General features: G+C 67.8%; 19 protein-coding genes. 13 read left to right on the top strand and 6 right to left on the bottom strand.

From position 1 onward, the window contains the following. Window positions 1-39 precede the first annotated feature (39 nt). From rpmI to ACX12F_RS16485, 3 genes are read left to right on the top strand one after another with little or no spacing between them, the layout of a single operon-like run. Window positions 40-234: a 50S ribosomal protein L35 gene (gene rpmI / locus ACX12F_RS16495; RefSeq protein ID WP_020103309.1), complete on the top strand. Its 195-nt coding sequence runs from the start codon at window positions 40-42 to the stop codon at window positions 232-234. 43 nt (window positions 235-277) lie between these two features. Then, window positions 278-667 (top strand): 50S ribosomal protein L20, encoded by a 390-nt coding sequence (gene rplT, locus ACX12F_RS16490; RefSeq protein ID WP_029121325.1) that lies wholly within the window; start codon window positions 278-280, stop codon window positions 665-667. Window positions 668-708: 41 nt separating this feature from the next. Then, window positions 709-1,449 carry a TrmH family RNA methyltransferase gene (locus tag ACX12F_RS16485; RefSeq protein ID WP_459365614.1) on the top strand — a complete coding sequence of 247 codons (741 nt, stop codon included), beginning with the start codon at window positions 709-711 and terminating at the stop codon, window positions 1,447-1,449. Window positions 1,450-1,459: 10 nt separating this feature from the next. Here ACX12F_RS16485 and ACX12F_RS16480 read toward each other — a convergent pair whose 3' ends face one another. The 4 genes from ACX12F_RS16480 to ACX12F_RS16465 all read right to left on the bottom strand — a co-directional run bounded on the left by ACX12F_RS16480 (window position 1,460) and on the right by ACX12F_RS16465 (window position 4,525). Next, window positions 1,460-1,690: a hypothetical protein gene (locus ACX12F_RS16480; RefSeq protein ID WP_459365613.1), complete on the bottom strand. Its 231-nt coding sequence runs from the start codon at window positions 1,688-1,690 to the stop codon at window positions 1,460-1,462. After that, on the bottom strand, window positions 1,687-2,100 hold the full coding sequence (locus ACX12F_RS16475; RefSeq protein ID WP_459365612.1) for a DUF302 domain-containing protein: 414 nt from the start codon (window positions 2,098-2,100) through the stop codon (window positions 1,687-1,689). The genes ACX12F_RS16480 and ACX12F_RS16475 overlap by 4 nt, the downstream gene beginning before the upstream one ends. Before the next feature lie 141 nt (window positions 2,101-2,241). Beyond that, window positions 2,242-3,483, bottom strand: a complete 1,242-nt coding sequence (locus tag ACX12F_RS16470) for an acyl-CoA dehydrogenase family protein (RefSeq protein WP_459365611.1) — start codon at window positions 3,481-3,483, stop codon at window positions 2,242-2,244. Window positions 3,484-3,487: 4 nt separating this feature from the next. Continuing rightward, a complete protein-coding gene (locus ACX12F_RS16465; protein ID WP_459365610.1) occupies window positions 3,488-4,525 on the bottom strand; it encodes an oxygenase MpaB family protein in 1,038 nt (345 codons plus the stop codon). Between the two features lie 237 nt (window positions 4,526-4,762). Between ACX12F_RS16465 and ACX12F_RS16460 the strand changes: the two genes are divergently transcribed. Together ACX12F_RS16460 and ACX12F_RS16455 are read left to right on the top strand one after the other, a co-directional pair. Beyond that, on the top strand, window positions 4,763-5,665 hold the full coding sequence (locus ACX12F_RS16460) for an adenylate/guanylate cyclase domain-containing protein (RefSeq protein WP_459365609.1): 903 nt from the start codon (window positions 4,763-4,765) through the stop codon (window positions 5,663-5,665). A gap of 10 nt (window positions 5,666-5,675) precedes the next feature. Then, window positions 5,676-6,464 (top strand): rhomboid-like protein, encoded by a 789-nt coding sequence (locus ACX12F_RS16455; protein ID WP_459365608.1) that lies wholly within the window; start codon window positions 5,676-5,678, stop codon window positions 6,462-6,464. Here the strand turns inward: ACX12F_RS16455 and ACX12F_RS16450 are convergent. Beyond that, window positions 6,404-7,978 carry an FMN-binding glutamate synthase family protein gene (locus tag ACX12F_RS16450; RefSeq protein WP_459370381.1) on the bottom strand — a complete coding sequence of 525 codons (1,575 nt, stop codon included), beginning with the start codon at window positions 7,976-7,978 and terminating at the stop codon, window positions 6,404-6,406. The two genes, ACX12F_RS16455 and ACX12F_RS16450, sit on opposite strands and share 61 nt — an antisense overlap. A gap of 55 nt (window positions 7,979-8,033) precedes the next feature. Between ACX12F_RS16450 and pheS the strand changes: the two genes are divergently transcribed. Together pheS and pheT are read left to right on the top strand one after the other, a co-directional pair. Next, window positions 8,034-9,077: a phenylalanine--tRNA ligase subunit alpha gene (pheS, locus tag ACX12F_RS16445; protein ID WP_459365607.1), complete on the top strand. Its 1,044-nt coding sequence runs from the start codon at window positions 8,034-8,036 to the stop codon at window positions 9,075-9,077. Beyond that, window positions 9,077-11,563: a phenylalanine--tRNA ligase subunit beta gene (gene pheT, locus ACX12F_RS16440; protein WP_459365606.1), complete on the top strand. Its 2,487-nt coding sequence runs from the start codon at window positions 9,077-9,079 to the stop codon at window positions 11,561-11,563. Before pheS ends, pheT begins: the two co-directional genes overlap by 1 nt. On the opposite strand, the gene ACX12F_RS16435 is transcribed toward pheT, so the two are convergent. Then, window positions 11,551-12,192 (bottom strand): maleylpyruvate isomerase family mycothiol-dependent enzyme, encoded by a 642-nt coding sequence (locus tag ACX12F_RS16435; protein WP_459365605.1) that lies wholly within the window; start codon window positions 12,190-12,192, stop codon window positions 11,551-11,553. The two genes, pheT and ACX12F_RS16435, sit on opposite strands and share 13 nt — an antisense overlap. A gap of 139 nt (window positions 12,193-12,331) precedes the next feature. On the opposite strand from ACX12F_RS16435, the gene ACX12F_RS16430 reads away from it, so the two are divergent. From ACX12F_RS16430 to argF, 6 genes are read left to right on the top strand one after another with little or no spacing between them, the layout of a single operon-like run. Then, complete coding sequence (locus ACX12F_RS16430; RefSeq protein ID WP_459365604.1) at window positions 12,332-13,027, top strand: hypothetical protein; 696 nt, start codon at window positions 12,332-12,334, stop codon at window positions 13,025-13,027. A gap of 47 nt (window positions 13,028-13,074) precedes the next feature. Continuing rightward, window positions 13,075-14,109, top strand: a complete 1,035-nt coding sequence (gene argC, locus ACX12F_RS16425; RefSeq protein WP_459365603.1) for an N-acetyl-gamma-glutamyl-phosphate reductase — start codon at window positions 13,075-13,077, stop codon at window positions 14,107-14,109. After that, window positions 14,106-15,311: a bifunctional glutamate N-acetyltransferase/amino-acid acetyltransferase ArgJ gene (argJ, locus tag ACX12F_RS16420; protein ID WP_459365602.1), complete on the top strand. Its 1,206-nt coding sequence runs from the start codon at window positions 14,106-14,108 to the stop codon at window positions 15,309-15,311. The genes argC and argJ overlap by 4 nt, the downstream gene beginning before the upstream one ends. Beyond that, window positions 15,308-16,204 (top strand): acetylglutamate kinase, encoded by an 897-nt coding sequence (gene argB / locus ACX12F_RS16415; RefSeq protein WP_459365601.1) that lies wholly within the window; start codon window positions 15,308-15,310, stop codon window positions 16,202-16,204. Before argJ ends, argB begins: the two co-directional genes overlap by 4 nt. Next, window positions 16,201-17,418 carry an acetylornithine transaminase gene (locus tag ACX12F_RS16410; protein WP_459365600.1) on the top strand — a complete coding sequence of 406 codons (1,218 nt, stop codon included), beginning with the start codon at window positions 16,201-16,203 and terminating at the stop codon, window positions 17,416-17,418. Before argB ends, ACX12F_RS16410 begins: the two co-directional genes overlap by 4 nt. Continuing rightward, on the top strand, window positions 17,415-18,344 hold the full coding sequence (gene argF, locus ACX12F_RS16405) for an ornithine carbamoyltransferase (RefSeq protein WP_459365599.1): 930 nt from the start codon (window positions 17,415-17,417) through the stop codon (window positions 18,342-18,344). The genes ACX12F_RS16410 and argF overlap by 4 nt, the downstream gene beginning before the upstream one ends. Window positions 18,345-18,350: the final 6 nt, after the last annotated feature.

Below are 18,350 nucleotides of genomic sequence, written 5' to 3'. Positions count from 1 at the left end.
GCCGCCGCGAGTGACCGCATGGAAAGAAACTGAGGACACATGCCCAAGGCCAAGACCCACAGTGGCGCATCGAAGCGGTTCCGCAAGACCGGAACCGGCAAGATCGTGCGCCAGAAGGCCAACCGCCGCCACCTGATGGAGCACAAGGCCACCAAGCGCACCCGTCGCCTCGACGGTCGCGCGGTGGTTGCTGCCAACGACACCGCGCGTGTCGCCAAGATGCTGGCCGGCTAGTACCGCCCGCTCCCGAAGAACACCGAAGGATAAGGAACATCTCATGGCACGCGTGAAGCGCGCACTGAACGCTCAGAAGAAGCGGCGCACAGTACTGAAGGCCTCGAAGGGTTACCGCGGACAGCGCTCGCGGCTCTACCGCAAGGCCAAGGAGCAGCAGCTCCATTCGTTGACCTACGCCTACCGCGACCGTCGCGCCCGCAAGGGTGACTTCCGCAAGTTGTGGATCACGCGTATCAACGCTGCGGCCCGCGAAAACGGCGTCACCTACAACCGCCTGATCCAGGGTCTGAAACTGGCCGGCGTCGAGGTCGACCGCAAGAACCTGTCGGAGATCGCCATCAGCGATCCCGCCGCGTTCACGGCGCTGGTCGAGGTGGCCAAGGCTGCTCTGCCCGCCGACGTCAATGCTCCGTCCGGAGAGGCTGCCTGAGTCTGACTACAGACTCAGCGCTCACCGAGCGATCTGCCCGGGTGGTCGCTGCGGCCAAGCTGCAGCGCCACGTCGGGCGCAAACGCGCCGGGCGCTTTCTTGCCGAGGGACCCAACCTCGTCGAGGCAGCGCTTCGGCGCGGTCTTGTTTCTGAGGTCTTTGCGACAGCGGCCGCGCTGGACCGGTTCGGCGCGCTGTTGGCTGACGCTCCGGTGTCGGTGGTCACCGAGAAGGCCGCAAAGGTGTTGTCCGAGACCGTCACTCCGGTCGGGCTCGTCGCGGTGTGCACGCTGCCCGAGGCGACTCTGGAGTCCGTGCTGGCTGCGGAACCGCGGCTGCTGGCAGTCGCCGTCGGCATGTCCGAACCGGGTAACGCCGGCACGCTGATTCGCATCGCCGACGCCATGGGCGCCGACGCCGTGGTGTTCGCCGGACACAGCGTGGATCCCTACAACGGCAAGTGCCTGCGGTCCTCGGCGGGCAGCATCTTCGCCCTGCCGGTCGTGGTGGAACCCGATGCGGCCGCGGTGGTTTCGGCCCTGCGCGACAGCGGCATCGAAGTGCTGGCCACCGCGCTCGATGCGTCCGTGGACATCCGCTCCGCCGATCTGTCGATGCGCACCGCGTGGCTGTTCGGACCCGAAGCGCACGGCTTGCCCCCCGAGGTTGCTGCCGTCGCGACCCTCCGCGTCCACATTCCGATGCGAGGCAGTGCCGAGAGCCTCAATGTGGCTGCCGCGGCGTCGATCTGCCTGTACGAGAGCTCTCGCGCGCAGTCGTGATCGGCCCGCGTCAAGCGGATGTAGAGGCTTCCGTGGGCGAACCCCAGCCGCGATAGCCGAGGACCACACCGGCGACGGTATACACCGCTGCTTCGGTCCACATATAGCCCACGCCCCAGCGTTTACCGAGAAACACCGGCTCGCTGATGATTCCGCGGGATGTCGCGACGGCGTAAGCGCCATGCGCGTAGGCCAACGCGGCGAAGGCCCCGGAGAAGAACTTGCAGACTTCGCGATTCATGAGGGTTGTCCTTTGCTGTCGAGGGATTCGATGGCGGCTCGTAGCTTGGTGCCGACATCGTCGGCCAGTTCGGCGAGCTGTGGTTCGCCGGTGACGTCGACGAGCATCTGGGGGTTGATGGCCTCGATGAGGACGCGACCGTCTGTGGCCGGGTCGGCGCGCACGACGACATTGCACGGCAGCAAGAGCCCGATCTGACGGTCAACGTTCAGAGCTCGGTGCGCCAGTGCCGGGTTGCAGGCGCCCAGGATGACGTAGTCCTCGAGCTCCTCGCCGAGCTTCGCCTTCAGAGTGGCCTTGACGTCGATTTCGGTGAGCACGCCAAATCCCTGTTGAGCCAGAGCCTGCCGGGTGCGCGCGACCGCGTCGGCGAAAGTCGTCTGCAGATGGGTGGACAATCCGATGGTCATGAGGCCCCTTCATCGCCTGACTCCTGGTTCGAAAACCCTGGTGTCTCGACGATGCCCGCCCCTTCGCCCGGCAGCCCAGAGACCAAAGTACGAAGGCGAAGGGACCAGAGTCCTTCGGTGCGCTGGCGTGGCCGTGCTCCGTTAAGCCAATAGTCCCTTGGCGACGTGGGTGATCTGCACTTCGTTGCTGCCGGCGTAGATCATCAGCGACTTGGCGTCACGCGCCAGCTGCTCGACGCGGTACTCGGTCATGTAGCCGTTGCCGCCGAAAAGCTGGATGGCGTCCATCGCGACGTCGGTGGCGGCCTGCGAGCAGTACCACTTCATCGCCGAGGCCTCGGCCAGTGGAATCTGGCGACCGGCCTGGCCGGACTCGATCACACGGAACAACATGTTGCGCACGTTCATTCGTGCGACCTCCATGCTGGCCAGCTTGAGCTGGATCAGCTGGAACTGGCCGATCTCCTTGCCCCACAGCGTGCGGGTCTTGGCGTAGTCGATGCACAGCCTCAGACATTCCTCGATGATGCCCAGCGACATGGACACCACGCCGATGCGTTCGGCAGAGAAGCTCGACCGAGCGCTGTCGCGGCCGTCGCCGGCCTTGTTCTCCTCGCTTTCGCCGAGCAACCGGTCGCGGCCCAGCCGGACGTTGTTGAAGAACAGCTCACCGGTGCGCGACGAGTGAATTCCCATCTTGCGGAAAGGCTTCGACTGTACGAAGCCATCCATGCCGCGGTCGAGGACGAACGTCAGCACCTTGCGGTCACGCTTGTCAGCCCCATCGCCCTCGTCCAGCTTGGCGTAGACGACCACGACATCGGCGTCGGGGCCGTTGGTGATGAACGTCTTCTGGCCGTTGAGGATGTAGTCGTCACCGTCACGCACGACATAGGACTTCATGCCGCCGAAAGCGTCGGAGCCGGAGTCGGGTTCGGTGATGGCCCAGGCGCCGATCTTCTCGTAGGTCACCAGGCCGGGCAGCCAGCGTTCCTGTTGGGCGAGCGTGCCGCGGCTCTGGATGGTGGGCACCGTCAGGCCCAGGCTGACGCCCACGCCGGTCACCAGACCCGAACTGACGCGGCACAATTCGCTGATCAGCACCATCCCCATGCCGGCCTGGTCGGGCCCGCCACCGAACATCCCGCCCGACGCGCGCTGCTTGCCGTCCGACGCTTCACCGGAGCGCAGGCGGGACAGCCGCCGCTCCAGCGACTCCCGGGCCATCACGTCGATTCCGAAGGTGGCGAACAGCTTTCGGATGATGGGGTAGGGCTCCATGTCGCCGCCCTCGAGCTCATCGAGGTGCGGCCGGATTTCCTTGTCCACGAACTCGCGCACGGCGTCGCGCACGGCAATGTCGACGTCGGACCAATCAAGCATGTGTTCAGGCAGCCTTTCCGGGGACAGAACGGTTGCGCGCGGGACGCAGACCGGCCAAGGAGAACGTGGTGTGTACCAGTGACCCAGCACGCTCCATCAACGATTTATGACGTGGCACATAATGCATCGGCAGGCCCCGGCGATCTTTCGGCGGGGCCATGAAACCGGGCGCCTCGACCAGTGGCGCGTCCGCGGGCACCTGGCCGGCGGCCCGGCGGTAGGCGGCCAATGCCCTTGGATGCAAACGGATTTCATCTGGCACTGCGAGGAAGGCGAGCTCGACGGCCTTGCCCAGTAGCCGCAGCACGACCTCGTCACTGGGTGTCCAGCGCATGCCGGCGCGCTCGCGCACCGCGGGGTCGAAGACCCCGGCCGCGACCCAGCGCTGCCCGGCCACCAGCGGCCTGAACATCTGATCCCACACCGGCGTCGGCATCAGCACGAACCGCGGCTTGGGAATTCTGATGGTGAAGATGTCGAGTGTCGCCCGGTTGATCTCCAGTTCCTCGGAACACTTGTGCTCCCAATAGGTTTGGAAATCTTCCCAGGTCTCCGGGACCGGCCGCATGCTCATGCCGTACATGCGGTACCACTGCACGTGCTCGTCGAAGAGCTGACGCTTCTCGGCTTCGGTCAGCCCGCCACAGAAGTATTCGGCGGTCTTGAGAATCAGCATGAAGAACGTCGCATGCGCCCAGTAGAACGTCTCGGGGTTCAGTGCGTGGTACCTGCGACCGTCGTGATCGACGCCCTTGATGGTCTCGTGATAGCCCCGGATCTGCGCCCCGGTATCGGCGGCGCGGTCGCCGTCGTAGACCACGCCCATGATCGGGTACACCGAGCGCGCCACCCGTTGCAGCGGTTCGCGCAACAGGATCGAGTGGTCCTCCACGCCGGCGCCCAGCTCGGGATACATGTTCTGGATCGCGCCGATCCACACGCCGAGGATGCCGGTGCGCAAGTCGCCGAAGTACTTCCAGGTCAGGGAATCCGGGCCCAGCGGCTCGGCCGGCTTGGTCGCGGGTGTCGTTCGTGCGGTCATGTTGTCCTCGCTCAGCGTTGATACCGAGGGTTCTGTGTCGTCACGATAATCGTGACAACGCATGTTGTCCACGATTTGCGGCCGGTGTCGGCGGGACCGTTATGGAGCGGCTATCGGCCCGCCACAACTCGGTGACCAGCCACTTTTTCGAGAGGTCCGGCAGTGTGAGGCGCGTCAACGCCGACGCTCCGGTCGCGATCATTGCCGGTGCCACGCACCGCCACCTAGGGTGGCGTCGTGGAAGTCGAATCGTTCGAAGAACGATCCGACGGTGTGGGAGAGATCGGCCCGGCGTCACACGGCGGGCCAGGATCAAGTGGACCGTTGGGGTGGTTGCAGAACACCAATCACAGCCCGGCTGTCGTCGGATTCATCAGGCGGGCCCGGCGTGCGCTGCCGGGTGACCCGGACTTCGGTGACCCGCTGTCGGTGGCCGGCGTCGGCGGGCCCAGTGCGGCCGCTCGTGCCGCCGATCGGCTGTTGCGACGCGGCGGGGCATCCCATGAGGTGAGTCTGGCTGGGCTGCAGGTGTGGCAGGCGCTCACCGAAAGGGTCTCCGGGCGGCCTGCGAACCCCGAAGTGACCGTCGTGTTCACCGATCTGGTCGGCTTCTCGAAGTGGTCGCTGAGCGTCGGCGATGAGACGACACTCCGATTGCTGCGCCGGGTGGCCCAGGTATTCGAGCCACCGCTGCTGGAATCCGGCGGGCACATCGTCAAACGTATGGGCGACGGATCCATGGCCGTGTTCAGCAACCCGGTCACCGCGCTCCGGTCGGTCATTCGGGCGCTCGACGCGCTCAAAGAGGTCGAGATAGACGGCTACCGGCCCAAGATGCGGGCCGGCATGCACACGGGGCACCCGCAACGCATCGGGTCGGACCTGCTCGGCGTCGACGTCAACATCGCGGCGCGGGTCATGGAGCGGGCCACCAAGGGCGGGCTGATCATTTCGCAGGCGACGCTCGACCGGATCGACCAGCAGAACCTCGATACCCTCGGTGTCACGCCCAAGAAGGTGCGCAAGCAACTGTTCGCGGCGAAGGCGTCGGGTGTGCCCGAGGATTTGTCCATGTACTGGATCAGGCCGCGCAAGGACGCGGGCGCCGAGCCCGATGACGGGGAGCTCGCTGAGGCTTAGGGTCGGCCCGGTGTGGCGCCACCTGCACCGCGTCCCGGTCACCGTCATCTACGCCATCGTCCTGGTCGCCGTCACAATCGCCTTGGCGGCGCTGGGCCCTGCCGTCCATGACCGGGTGATCGGGTACGCCAGTACCAATCTGCACAACCTGGCCCGTGGCCGCTTCGGCACCTTGCTCAGCAGTGCGTTCATCGCCGATGACGACTTGTTCTACTTCTGGCTGCCCGGCCTGATCTGCCTGCTCGCGGCAGTTGAACTGCGCTGGCGGAGCAGCCGGCTGGTGGTGATGTTCTTCGTCGGCCACGTCGTCACCACGCTCGTCGTCGCGGCGGGTTTGGTGGTCGCGGTCGAGCTCGGATGGTTGCCGCGGTCCATCAGCCGAGTCGCCGACGTCGGCGTCAGCTACGGGGTGTTGACCGTCGCCGGTGCCCTGACCGCGGTGGTGCCGGCCCGCCTCAAACCGGCGTGGCTGGCCTGGTGGTTGGCAGGCGCCGTCGCGGTTGTGGTGGTCAGCAGCGACTTCACCGAGACCGGCCACGCGATCGCGCTCGCGGTGGGCTTGTTGATGTCGACTCGGCTGGAACCACCCCAGCACTGGACGCGTGGCGAAGCCGTCGTATTCGGCGTCGGCGTGTGCTTCGGGTACGCCGTTCTGGTCCACACACCGGAGCTGGCGCTGATCGGAGTACCGGCAAGTTTGCTAAGTGCCACTGTCACCGCCGCGGCGTACCGACGTATTCAGGCGAAACGGTCGGCGCGGGACGCGGCCCAGTCGGCGCGCCAGGGCTCAGGTGGATGAGTCAGCAGCTCGCCCGGCGCCAGCCACTCGTAGATCTCGGCATAGCTGTAGGTGCGCTGACCGTCCACGCGCCGGTTCAGCATCGCCGGGGACAGCTGGTGAAAGCCGTCCAATCCCATCGACGCGACGATCTGCGCCGCGCTGGCCACCGTCCCGCGCTGGAAGTTGTGGACCCGGCTGGCCTTGCTCGGAACGCTCAGAGCGTGGGCCCGTGCGGGATCTTGAGTGGCCACTCCCGTCGGGCAGCGGTTGGTGTGGCACGCGCGGGCCTGGATGCAGCCGACGGCGAACATCATTGACCGGGCCGCCAAGGTGAAATCGGCGCCCTGACAGATTCGGCTGACGATGTCCACGCCGCTGGCGACCTTGCCTGAGGCGCCCACTCGGATCCGGTCCCGCAGCTCGGTCCCTACCAGGCTGTTGTGCACCAGCATCAGCCCCTCGGTGAGTGGCATGCCGACGTGGTCTTCGAATTCCTGCGGTGCCGCGCCGGTGCCACCCTCGGAGCCGTCCACGATGATGAAATCCGGTGTGATGCCGGTGGCCAGCATCGCCTTACAGATGGACAAGAACTCGGTCCGCGCACCCACACACAGTTTGAATCCGACCGGCTTGCCGCCGGATAGTCGGCGCAGCGTCGCGACGAATTCGATCAACTCGGTGGGGGTATGAAACGCGCTGTGCGACGGCGGGGACACCACAGTGCGCCCCGGCGGGACGCCGCGGGCAGCGGCGATCTCCGGGCTGACCTTTGGGCCGGGTAGCACCCCGCCCAGGCCCGGCTTGGCGCCTTGCGACAGCTTGATCGAGATGGCCTTGACCGCTGGTAGCGCTGACTTCTCGGCGAAGGTATCCGCATCGAAATGACCTTCGGCGTCCCGACAGCCGAAATACCCTGAGCCGATCTCCCAGATCAGGTCTCCGCCGTGTAGGTGGTATGGGCTGATGCCACCTTCGCCGGTGTCGTGGGCAAATCCGCCGAGTGCCGCGCCACGGTTGAGTGCCTCGATGGCATTGGCCGACAACGCGCCAAAACTCATGGCTGAAACATTCAGTAGAGCGATGTCGTACGGCTGGGAACAGTCTGGCCCGCCGAGTCGCACCCTGGGGTTGAAATCGTCGGCGGCGCGGGCGCGCAGCGAATGCCGGAGAAACTCGTATCCGACCGCGTTGACATCACGGTCGGTACCGAACGGTTCGTCGCCTTTGGTGCCCTTGGCCCGCTCGTAGACCAGATCGCGAGTTCTGCGGTCGAAGGGGGTGGGTTCGGTATCGGACTCGATGAAGTACTGCCGGATCTCTGGGCGAAGCCGCTCCATCAGAAACCGGATGTGGCCCAGAACTGGGTAAGCCCGCAGGATCGAGTGCCGCGTCTGCTTCAGATCCCAGGCGCCGAGCACCGCCAGCGCCAGGACCAGCGCCGCAGGCGCCGCCCACCGTAGATCGACGAGCACTGCCGCGAGGGCGGTGAGCACCGCGCACAACCACAGACCCGCCACGAGCATCGGACGCATGTGCACTGCGTGAGGGTATCGCGGCCGGTCGGGTGGGCGTCGCTATGATCTCGGGGTGGCTGAGCAGGGTGAAGAACTATCTGACGTAGCACTGAGCGCGGCGGTCGACGCCGCCCGGCTCGCCTTCGACCAGGCCGCTGACCTCGACGCCCTGGCCCGCGCCAAGACCGAGCACCTCGGCGACAAGGCGCCCATCGCACTGGCCCGTCAGGCACTGGGCACGCTGCCCAAGGAAGCGCGGTCCGACGCGGGCAAGCGCGTCAACGTCGCCCGCACCGCCGCGCAGCAGGCCTACGACGACCGCATCGTGGTGCTGCGCGCCGAGCGCGATGCCGCCGCACTGGTGGCCGAGCGCATCGACATCACGTTGCCGACCACCCGGCAGCCCATCGGCGCCCGCCACCCGATCACGATCCTCGCCGAGAACGTCGCCGACACCTTCGTGGCGATGGGCTGGGAGCTGGCCGAGGGTCCCGAGGTCGAGACCGAACAGTTCAACTTCGACGCGCTGAACTTCCCGCCCGACCACCCGGCCCGCAGCGAGCAGGACACGTTCCACGTCGCGCCCGAGGGGTCGCGGCAGGTGCTGCGCACCCACACCTCCCCGGTGCAGATCCGCGCCCTGCTCGATCGCGAACTGCCCGTCTACATCGTGTCGATCGGCCGCACCTTCCGGACCGACGAACTCGACGCCACCCACACCCCGGTGTTCCACCAGGTGGAGGGTCTGGCCGTCGACAAGGGCCTGACCATGGCCAACCTCCGCGGCACCCTGGATGCGCTGGCGCGTGCCCAGTTCGGCCCCGAGGGGCGCACGCGGTTCCGTCCGCACTTCTTCCCGTTCACCGAGCCGTCGGCCGAGGTCGACGTCTGGTTCCCGGACAAGAAGGGCGGCCCCGGTTGGGTGGAATGGGGCGGCTGCGGCATGGTCAACCCGAATGTGTTGCGGGCCTGCGGCATTGACCCCGACGAATACTCCGGATTTGCCTTCGGTATGGGATTGGAGCGAACCCTGCAGTTCCGCAATGGAATTCCCGACATGCGCGACATGGTGGAGGGCGACGTGCGCTTCTCCCTGCCGTTCGGGGTGGGTGCCTGATGCGTATTCCCTATAGCTGGCTGCGGGAAGCGGTTCAGGCCGGAGCGCCTGGTTGGGACGTGTCGCCGGAAGAGCTGGAAGCGGCCTTCATCCGGATCGGCCACGAGGTCGAGGACGTCATCGCCGCCGGGCCGGTCACCGGCCCCCTGACGGTCGGCCGCGTGGTCGAGATCGAGGAACTGGCCGAGTTCAAGAAGCCCATCCGGGCCTGCAAGGTCGACGTGGGTGAACCGCAGCCGCGCGACATTGTCTGCGGCGCACGCAACTTCGCGGTCGGTGACCTGGTCGTCGCCGCCTTGCCCGGCACCGTGCTGCCCGGCGAGTTCAAGATCGCCACCCGGAAGACCTATGGCCGGGTGTCCGACGGCATGATCTGCTCGGCCGCCGAATTGAACTTCGGCGCCGACCATTCCGGCATCATCGTGCTGCCGCCCGGTACCGCGGAGCCGGGTGCCTCGGGTGCCGAGGTGCTTGGTTTGGACGACGTGGTGTTCGACCTCGCCATCACCCCAGACCGCGGCTACTGCCTGTCGATCCGCGGCATGGCCCGCGAGATCGCGTGCGCCTTCGACCTGGATTTCGTCGATCCCGCCGACGTACCGGCGCTGCCCGCTGAGGGCGAGGCCTGGCCGCTGACGGTCCAGCCCGACACCGGCGTGCGGCGTTTCGGGATGCGCCCCGTCGTCGGCATCGACCCGACCGCGGTATCGCCATGGTGGCTGCAGCGCCGTCTGTTGCTGTCGGGCATCAGGGCCATCTCGCCGGCCGTCGACGTCACCAACTACGTGATGCTCGAACTCGGGCACCCGATGCACGCCCACGATCGCAAGCTGATCACCGGCGGCTTGGACGTGCGTTTCGCGAAGCCGGGGGAGACGGTCGTCACCCTCGATGACGTTGAACGCAAACTGGATCCGGGCGACGTGCTGATCGTCGACGAGGTGGCGACTGCCGCCATCGGCGGGGTGATGGGCGCCGGCACCACGGAGGTCCGCGACACGACGACCGACGTGCTGCTGGAAGCGGCGGTCTGGGATCCGGCCGCGGTGTCGCGCACCCAGCGCCGCCTGCACCTCGTCAGTGAGGCCAGCCGCCGGTATGAGCGCAGCGTCGATCCGGCGATCTCCCGGGCCGCATTGGACCGCTGTGCCGCGCTGCTGGCCGAAATTGCCGGCGGCGCAGTCGAACCCACGCTCACCGACTGGCACAGCGAGGACGCCGCGCCGGACTGGTCGCAGCCTCCGGTGACCATCGCCGTCGACCTGCCCGACCGGATTGCCGGCGTCAGCTACCCGGCCGGCACCACGGCCCGCCGTCTCATGCAGATCGGCGCGGACGTCACGGTGTCTGGTGTTACGGCCACCGTGGTGCCGCCGAGCTGGCGGCCCGATATGAGGCAGCCCGCCGACCTGGTCGAGGAAGTGCTGCGCCTCGAAGGGCTCGACGCCATTCCGTCGGTGCTGCCTCAGGCACCCGCCGGCCGCGGGCTGACCGCGACGCAGCAGCGTCGTCGTGCCATCGGGAAGTCGTTGGCGCTGGGTGGTTTCGTCGAGGTGTTGCCGACGCCGTTCCTGCCGGCCGGTGTGCTGGACGCCTGGGACCTGCCGGCCGACGACCCGCGACGTGCCACCATCTCGGTGCTCAACCCGCTCGAAGCCGACCGGCCCGCGCTGGCCACCACGCTGCTGCCGGGCCTGCTGGAAGCGTTGGTACGCAACGTGTCTCGCGGCGCGGCCGACGTCGCGCTCTTCGGTATCGAGCAGGTCGTGCAGGCGACGCCGAACACCAAGGCCGTGGCGCCGATCCCGGTGGACCGTCGTCCGACCGAGGCCGAGCTGGCCGCGATCAACCAGGCCCTGCCGTATCAGCCGCTGCATGTCGCCGCGGTGCTCGCCGGCCTGCGCGAGCCGGCCGGTCCATGGGGCCCCGGCCGGGCGGTCGAGGCCACCGACGCTTTGGAGACCGTGCGGATCATCGCGCGGGCGTGCGGTGTCGAGGTGACGTTGCGCGCCGCGCAGGAACTGCCGTGGCATCCGGGACGCTGTGCCGAGGTGCTGGTGGGTGACACCGTGGTCGGCTACGCCGGCCAGCTGCACCCGGCGGTCATCGAGCGCACTGGTCTGCCGAAGGGCACCTGCGCCGTCGAGTTGAACCTGGACGCCATCCCGGTCATCGAGCGCGCCATCGTGCCGTCGGTGTCGCCGTATCCGGCGGTGTTCCAGGACGTAAGCGTGATCGTCGCCGACGACGTGGCGGCCCAGGCCGTGGTCGACGTCGTGCGCGAGGGCGCCGGCGGGCTCCTCGAGGATGCGCGGTTGTTCGACGTCTACACCGGCCCGCAGATCGGGGAAGGGCGCAAGTCGCTGACCCTGGCCCTGCGGTTCCGGGCGCTCGACCGCACGCTGACCGAGGATGAGGCCAGTGCCGCCCGCGACGCGGCGGTGGCCCTGGCCACCGAGCGGCTGGGCGCGGTTCAGCGCGCCTGAGAGGCCCGCACCAGCTCGACCCCGTCACCTCGCAGCTGCGGTAATGCGGCTACGGCACGTCCGGTAGCCAGCAGGAGCAATGCGGAAACCGGTGCTTCGATGAGGCGCCCGTCGCCGGCCGTCCATCCGGTGTCGACTGCATGCAATCGGAGGCCGGCGAGCCGGGTGGTGGCGCGAAACGGGAAGCGGGCGGTCCAGATTCGTTCGATCGCCAGTTGCGCCGCTGCGGGCGGCATCGCGTGATGAATGCCGAGCGGAATCGCGATGTCCTGCCCGTGCACCAGCAGATCCATCAGCCGGTCGGCCGGCGTGGTGCCGAACGGGGTGAACCGTGACCCGACGGTGCTGCGGAGTTCGTCCAGTAACTGGAAGTCGGTGCGGCCACCGGCGTGGCGGGTCGCGGTTTCGCAGGCCATGCGGTTGATATCGCCGCGGGCCCGGATCAAACCGAGCGCCAACTGCGACGGGGTAGCGCGGGCGGACAGCACGATGTGTGCGACCACGTCCCGGACCTGCCACCGGTCGCACAGGCTGGGCCGGCTCCACTGCGCTTCGCTCAGCTGCGCCAGGAGTCCCTGCAGGCTGTCCTTTTCGGCGTCGACAGCCCGCCAGATGTCTTCGGCGTTCACGGTTGCTCCTTTCGGGTATGCGCCTACGCTAGGAACTCCAGTCGGGTGGAGGTTCAAGTGGCTGTGACGCGGCGCACAACCATCGGGGAGTTGTCGCAGGCGACCCGGTGCGGTCGATGCGCTGTTGTTGGTCCGGCGATTGCGCGCCCTGGGTCTCGGTCTGGAGGCGATCGGCGACATCCAGGCCGCGCGGATCTCCATCGACGAGGCTGTATGCGTCGAGCGGGCAGCGGTGGACATCGGGCTCGCCGCGCTGACCGACCGCCAGACAGCCCTGGACACTGTTCAGTCGGTGGTCCAGGACGGTCGGGGCGCGCAGCAGGGACTTGTGGAGTTCTGGCGGCAGCTGTTCGCCGGGGCGTCTCCGCCGGGGACGTTCGACGGCTTCGTGGAGATGACCGTGCCGCCGGCGCCGGCACAGCCGAATTTGGCATGTGCCCTCGCTTACGCGGAGCTGGTTGCGCTGGCCCGGCAACCGGACTTCGGCCTGGTCATGGCCCGGCAGTTGTGGCGCTTCGACCCGTCGAGGATCAGCGATCGTCGTGGACTGGTCACCGGCGTGGCGCAGGCGTGCGATCTGGCGCTGCCGTTGGTATGCGCCGGCCGGCCACCCGCTACCGGGCCGGCTGTCGACAGGTTCGTTGATGCGCATGCCAGGTCGCGCCGTGAGGCAGATACGCCGCGGTTTCGGCAGGCGCTGATCGACAACGGCGGTGCCGACCACGATCCGCGGGTTCGGACATACTGGGAGCGGGTCACCGAGATCACCGGTGAGACCACGACCGTCGGCACTCTGCAGCGGTGGCTGTATGAGGCGCTCAGGCAGACCGCCTAGCCCTTAATGGGTTTGCAACTTGATGCATAACCATGCAGAATTGCGTCATGACTTCTGTGGCGGTGGCCGGCGCCAGTGGGTATGCCGGCGGCGAGATTCTGCGGCTTCTGCTCGGTCATCCGGCCTACGCGGACGGTCGCCTCACGATCGGTGCGCTGACTGCCGCGGGTAACGCCGGCACCACGGTCGGCGACCATCACCCGCACCTGCTGCCGCTGGCGCATCAGGTGCTCCAGCCCACCGAGGTCGACGTCCTCGCCGGGCATGACGTCGTGTTCCTGGGCCTGCCGCACGGGCATTCGGCCGCGCTCGCACAGCAGCTCGGTCCCGACACCCTGATCGTCGACTGCGGCGCTGACTTCCGGCTCGCCGACGCTGCCGCCTGGGAGAAGTTCTACGGCTCCGCGCACGCCGGCAGCTGGCCCTACGGCCTGCCCGAGCTGCCCGGCGGGCGCGACAAGCTCGTCGGCACCAAACGCATTGCGGTACCGGGCTGTTACCCGACCTCGGCCCTGCTGGCTCTCGTCCCTGCCGTCGCCGCCGGCCTCGTCGAGCCCGACGTCACCGTGGTGGCGGTCAGCGGCACCTCGGGCGCCGGCAAGTCGGGCAAGGTCGACCTGTCGGCCGCCGAGGTCATCGGCTCGGCCCGGGCCTACAACGTCGGCGGCGCGCACCGGCACACCCCGGAGATCGCCCAGGGGCTGCGGGCCGTGACGGACAAGGACGTGACGGTCTCGTTCACCCCCGTGCTGATCCCGACCTCGCGCGGCATCCTCGCGACCTGCACCGCGCGCACCACGGCGACCATCGAGGAAATCCGCGCTGCCTACGAAAAGGCGTACGCCAGTGAGCCGTTCATTCACCTGCTGCCGGAAGGGCGCCTGCCCAAGACCGGTTCGGTGGTGGGCAGCAATGCCGCACAGATCGCTGTCGCCGTAGACACCGAGGCGAGGACCCTTGTCGCTCTGTGCGCCATCGACAACCTGACCAAGGGCACCGGCGGCGCGGCAGTACAGTCCATGAACATCGCGCTCGGCTGGCCGGAAACCGAAGGACTATCCACCGTGGGAGTAGCACCGTGACCGATACCCCGTCCCTGCATCGCAACCAGGGCGTCACCGCGCCGGAAGGCTTCCGGGCAGCCGGAATCGCCGCCGGTATCAAGGCTTCCGGGAAGCCGGATCTGGCGCTGGTGTTCAACGAGGGGCCCGATCTGGCCGCCGCCGGGGTGTTCACCCGCAACAAGGTGCGGGCCGCTCCGGTGCAATGGAGTGAGCAGGTGCTCAAGTCAGGTCGGTTGCGGACCGTGATCCTGAACTCCGGTGGCGCCAACGCCTGTACCGGTCCGGGTGGTTTCCAGGACACCCACCAGACCGCCGAGGCCGTCGCCGCCGCCTTGAGTGACTGGGGGACCGAGACCGGTGCCATCGAGGTCGCGGTGTGCTCGACCGGACTGATCGGTGATCGGCTCCCGATGGACAAAATGCTCGCCGGCGTCACCGAGATCGTGCACGAGATGGCCGGTGGGCTGTCCGGTGGTGACGAGGCCGCGCGGGCCATCATGACCACCGACACGGTGCCGAAACAGGTTGCACTGCATCACCCGGGTAAGTGGACCATCGGTGCCATGGCCAAGGGCGCCGGCATGATGGCGCCGTCGCTGGCGACCATGCTGGTGGTCATCACCACGGACGCCGTCGCTGACACCGAGGCCCTCAACCTGGCGCTCAAGAACGCCGCCGGGCGAACCTTCGACCGGCTCGACATCGACGGCAGCTGCTCCACCAACGACACCGTGTTGTTGCTGTCGTCCGGTGCCAGCGAGATTCGGCCCAGCCAAAGCGAATTGGACGAGGCCGTCTTGGCCGTCTGTGACGACCTGTGCGCCCAGCTGCAGTCCGACGCCGAAGGTGTCACCAAGCGCATCGCGATCACCGTCAAGGGCGCTGCCAGTGAAGACGACGCCCTCGTGGGCGCCCGGGCCCTGGCGCGCGACAGCCTCGTCAAGACCGCGCTGTTCGGGTCAGACCCCAACTGGGGCCGGGTGCTGGCCGCCATCGGCATCGCGCCGATCGAGCTCGTCGCCGACCGGATCAGCGTGTCGTTCAACGGTTCTGCGGTGTGCATCGACGGTGCGGGTGCGCCGGGTGCCCGGGATGTCGACCTGTCGGGCGCCGACATCGAGGTCATCGTCGATCTGAAGATCGGCGCGCACGAGGCGACCATCCGGACGACCGACCTGTCGCACGCCTACGTCGAAGAGAACTCGGCGTACAGCTCATGAGTACAGATGGACTCTCCGCGGGGCCACTTTCGACCAAGGCCAAGGCCGCCGTCCTCGCCGAGGCGCTGCCGTGGCTCAAGCAGCTGCACGGGAAGATCGTCGTGGTCAAGTACGGCGGCAACGCCATGACCGATGACACGCTCAAAGCAGCCTTCGCCGCGGACATGGCGTTCCTGCGCAACTGCGGCATTCAGCCCGTCGTTGTGCACGGCGGCGGCCCGCAGATCAGCGCGATGCTGAAACGCCTTGGTATCGAGGGTGATTTCAAGGGTGGCTTCCGGGTCACCACGCCCGAGGTCCTCGAGGTCGCGCGCATGGTGCTGTTCGGGCAGGTCGGCCGCGAGCTGGTCGGTCTGATCAACGCCCACGGCCCGTACGCGGTCGGCATCACCGGTGAGGACGCGCAGCTGTTCACCGCGGTGCGGCGCAGCGTGACGGTCGACGGGGTGCCCACCGACATCGGCCTGGTGGGCGACGTCGAGCACGTCAACGCCGCCGCCATCCTGGATCTCATTGCCGCGGGCCGGATTCCGGTGGTGTCCACCATCGCTCCCGACGCCGACGGCGTGGTGCACAACATCAACGCCGATACCGCCGCGGCCGCAGTGGCGGAGGCGCTCGGCGCCGAGAAGCTGCTGATGCTCACCGACGTCGAAGGTCTGTATACCGACTGGCCCGACCGCAACTCGCTGGTCACCGAAATCGACACGGCCGCACTGGCCCAGCTGTTGCCGAGGCTCGAATCCGGCATGGTGCCCAAGATCGAGGCCTGCCTGCGGGCCGTGGAGAACGGCGTCCCGAGCGCGCACGTCATCGACGGCCGTGTCGAACACTGTGTCCTGGTGGAGCTGTTCACCGATGAGGGCACCGGAACGAAAGTTGTGTCCGCATGACTCACGATTTCCCGTCGCTCCGCTCGCCCCAGTCGACGGAAGCAATGCAAGCCCGTTGGCAAGCGGTGATGACCAACAACTACGGCACGCCGCCGGTCGCGCTGGTCAGCGGCGACGGTGCCGTGGTCACCGACGCCGACGGCAAGAGCTACATCGACTTCCTGGCCGGCATCGCGGTGAACGTGCTGGGGCATCGCCATCCGGCGGTGATCGAGGCCGTCACCACCCAGCTGAACACGCTGGGCCACACGTCGAATCTGTACGCCACCGAACCGGGGATTGCCCTGGCTGAAGCCCTCGTCGCGCAACTGGGTGCCCCGGCCCGGGTGTTCTTCTGCAACTCCGGCGCCGAGGCCAACGAAGCCGCGTTCAAGATCAGCCGGCTCACCGGCCGCACCAAAATTGTTGCGGCCCAAGGCGCTTTTCATGGCCGCACCATGGGATCGCTGGCGCTGACCGGCCAGCCCGGCAAGCAGGAGCCGTTCCTGCCGCTGCCCGGCGAGGTGACCCATGTGCCGTACGGCGACGCCGACGCCCTCGAAGCGGCCGTCACCGACGAGACCGCCGCGGTCTTCCTGGAACCGATCATGGGCGAGGGTGGCGTCGTGACCCCGCCCGCCGGTTACCTGGCCAAGGCACGAGAGCTCACCACGAAACATGGTGCGCTGCTGGTTCTCGACGAGGTGCAGACGGGGATCGGGCGTACTGGAGCCTTTTATGCCCACCAGCACGACGGCATCACGCCCGACGTCATCACGCTGGCCAAAGGCCTCGGCGGCGGCCTGCCCATCGGCGCCTGCATCGCCATCGGACCCGCGGCCGACCTGCTGCAGCCGGGCATGCACGGCAGCACTTTCGGTGGCAACCCGGTGTGCACTGCCGCGGGCCTCGCCGTTGTCAAGACCCTCGCCGAGGACGACCTCGTGCACCGCGCCGACGCTGCCGGCAAGACGCTGGCGCACGGCATCGAAGAGCTGGGCCACCCTCTGGTCGACCACGTCCGGGGTCGCGGGCTGCTGCTCGGCGTCGTACTGACCGCGCCGCAGGCCAAAGCCGTCGAAAACGCGGCGCGCGACGCGGGTTTCCTCGTCAATGCCGCATCGGCAGACGTTGTGCGGCTCGCGCCGCCGCTGATCATCACCGACGCGCAGATCGACGCGTTCCTGACCGCACTACCCACCATTCTCGACACCGCAGCAGGGGAGTCCCAGTGATCCGCCATTTCCTCCGTGACGACGACCTGACTCCCGAGGAGCAGGCCGAGGTCCTGGCGCTGGCCGCCGAACTCAAGAAGGCCCCGTTCAGCCGGCGTCCGCTCGAGGGGCCGCGGGGCATCGCCGTCATCTTCGAGAAGAACTCCACCCGCACCCGGTTCTCGTTCGAGATGGGCATCGCCCAACTCGGCGGGCACGCCGTCGTCGTCGATGGTCGCAGCACCCAGTTGGGTCGCGAGGAGACCCTCGAGGACACCGGCGCCGTGCTGTCCCGCTACGTCGACGGCATCGTCTGGCGCACCTTCGCGCAGGAACGTCTCACGGCCATGGCGAGTGGCGCCTCCGTCCCCATCATCAACGCCCTGTCCGACGAGTTCCACCCCTGCCAGGTGCTCGCCGACCTGCAGACCATCGCCGAGCGCAAAGGCAAGCTGGCCGGGCTCAACATGGCCTACCTCGGCGACGGCGCCAACAACATGGCGCACTCGCTGATGGTCGGCGGCGTCACGGCCGGCATCAACGTGACTATCGCCGCGCCGAAGGGCTTCGCACCCGACCCGCAGTTCGTCGAGGCCGCCAAGAAGCGCGCCGCCGAAACCGGGGCCACCGTCACGGTCACCACCGACCCGCACGCCGCGGCTGACGGTGCCGACGTCCTCGTCACCGACACCTGGACCTCCATGGGCCAGGAAAACGACGGCCTGGACCGCGTGCGGCCGTTCCGTCCGTTCCAGGTCAACGCCGCACTGCTCGGCCGGGCGGCAGACGATGCCGTCGTGCTGCACTGCCTGCCGGCGCACCGCGGGGACGAGATCACCGACGAGGTGATGGACGGCCCGCAGAGCGCGGTGTTCGACGAGGCCGAGAACCGGCTGCACGCCCAGAAGGCCATGTTGGTGTGGCTGCTGGAGCGCAACGCGCGATGAGGCTGC

The organism is Mycolicibacterium sp. HS_4_1 (assembly GCF_054515875.1).
The sequence above is the reverse complement of the archived record's forward strand: the minus strand, read 5'-3'. Positions and strand labels throughout refer to the sequence as shown.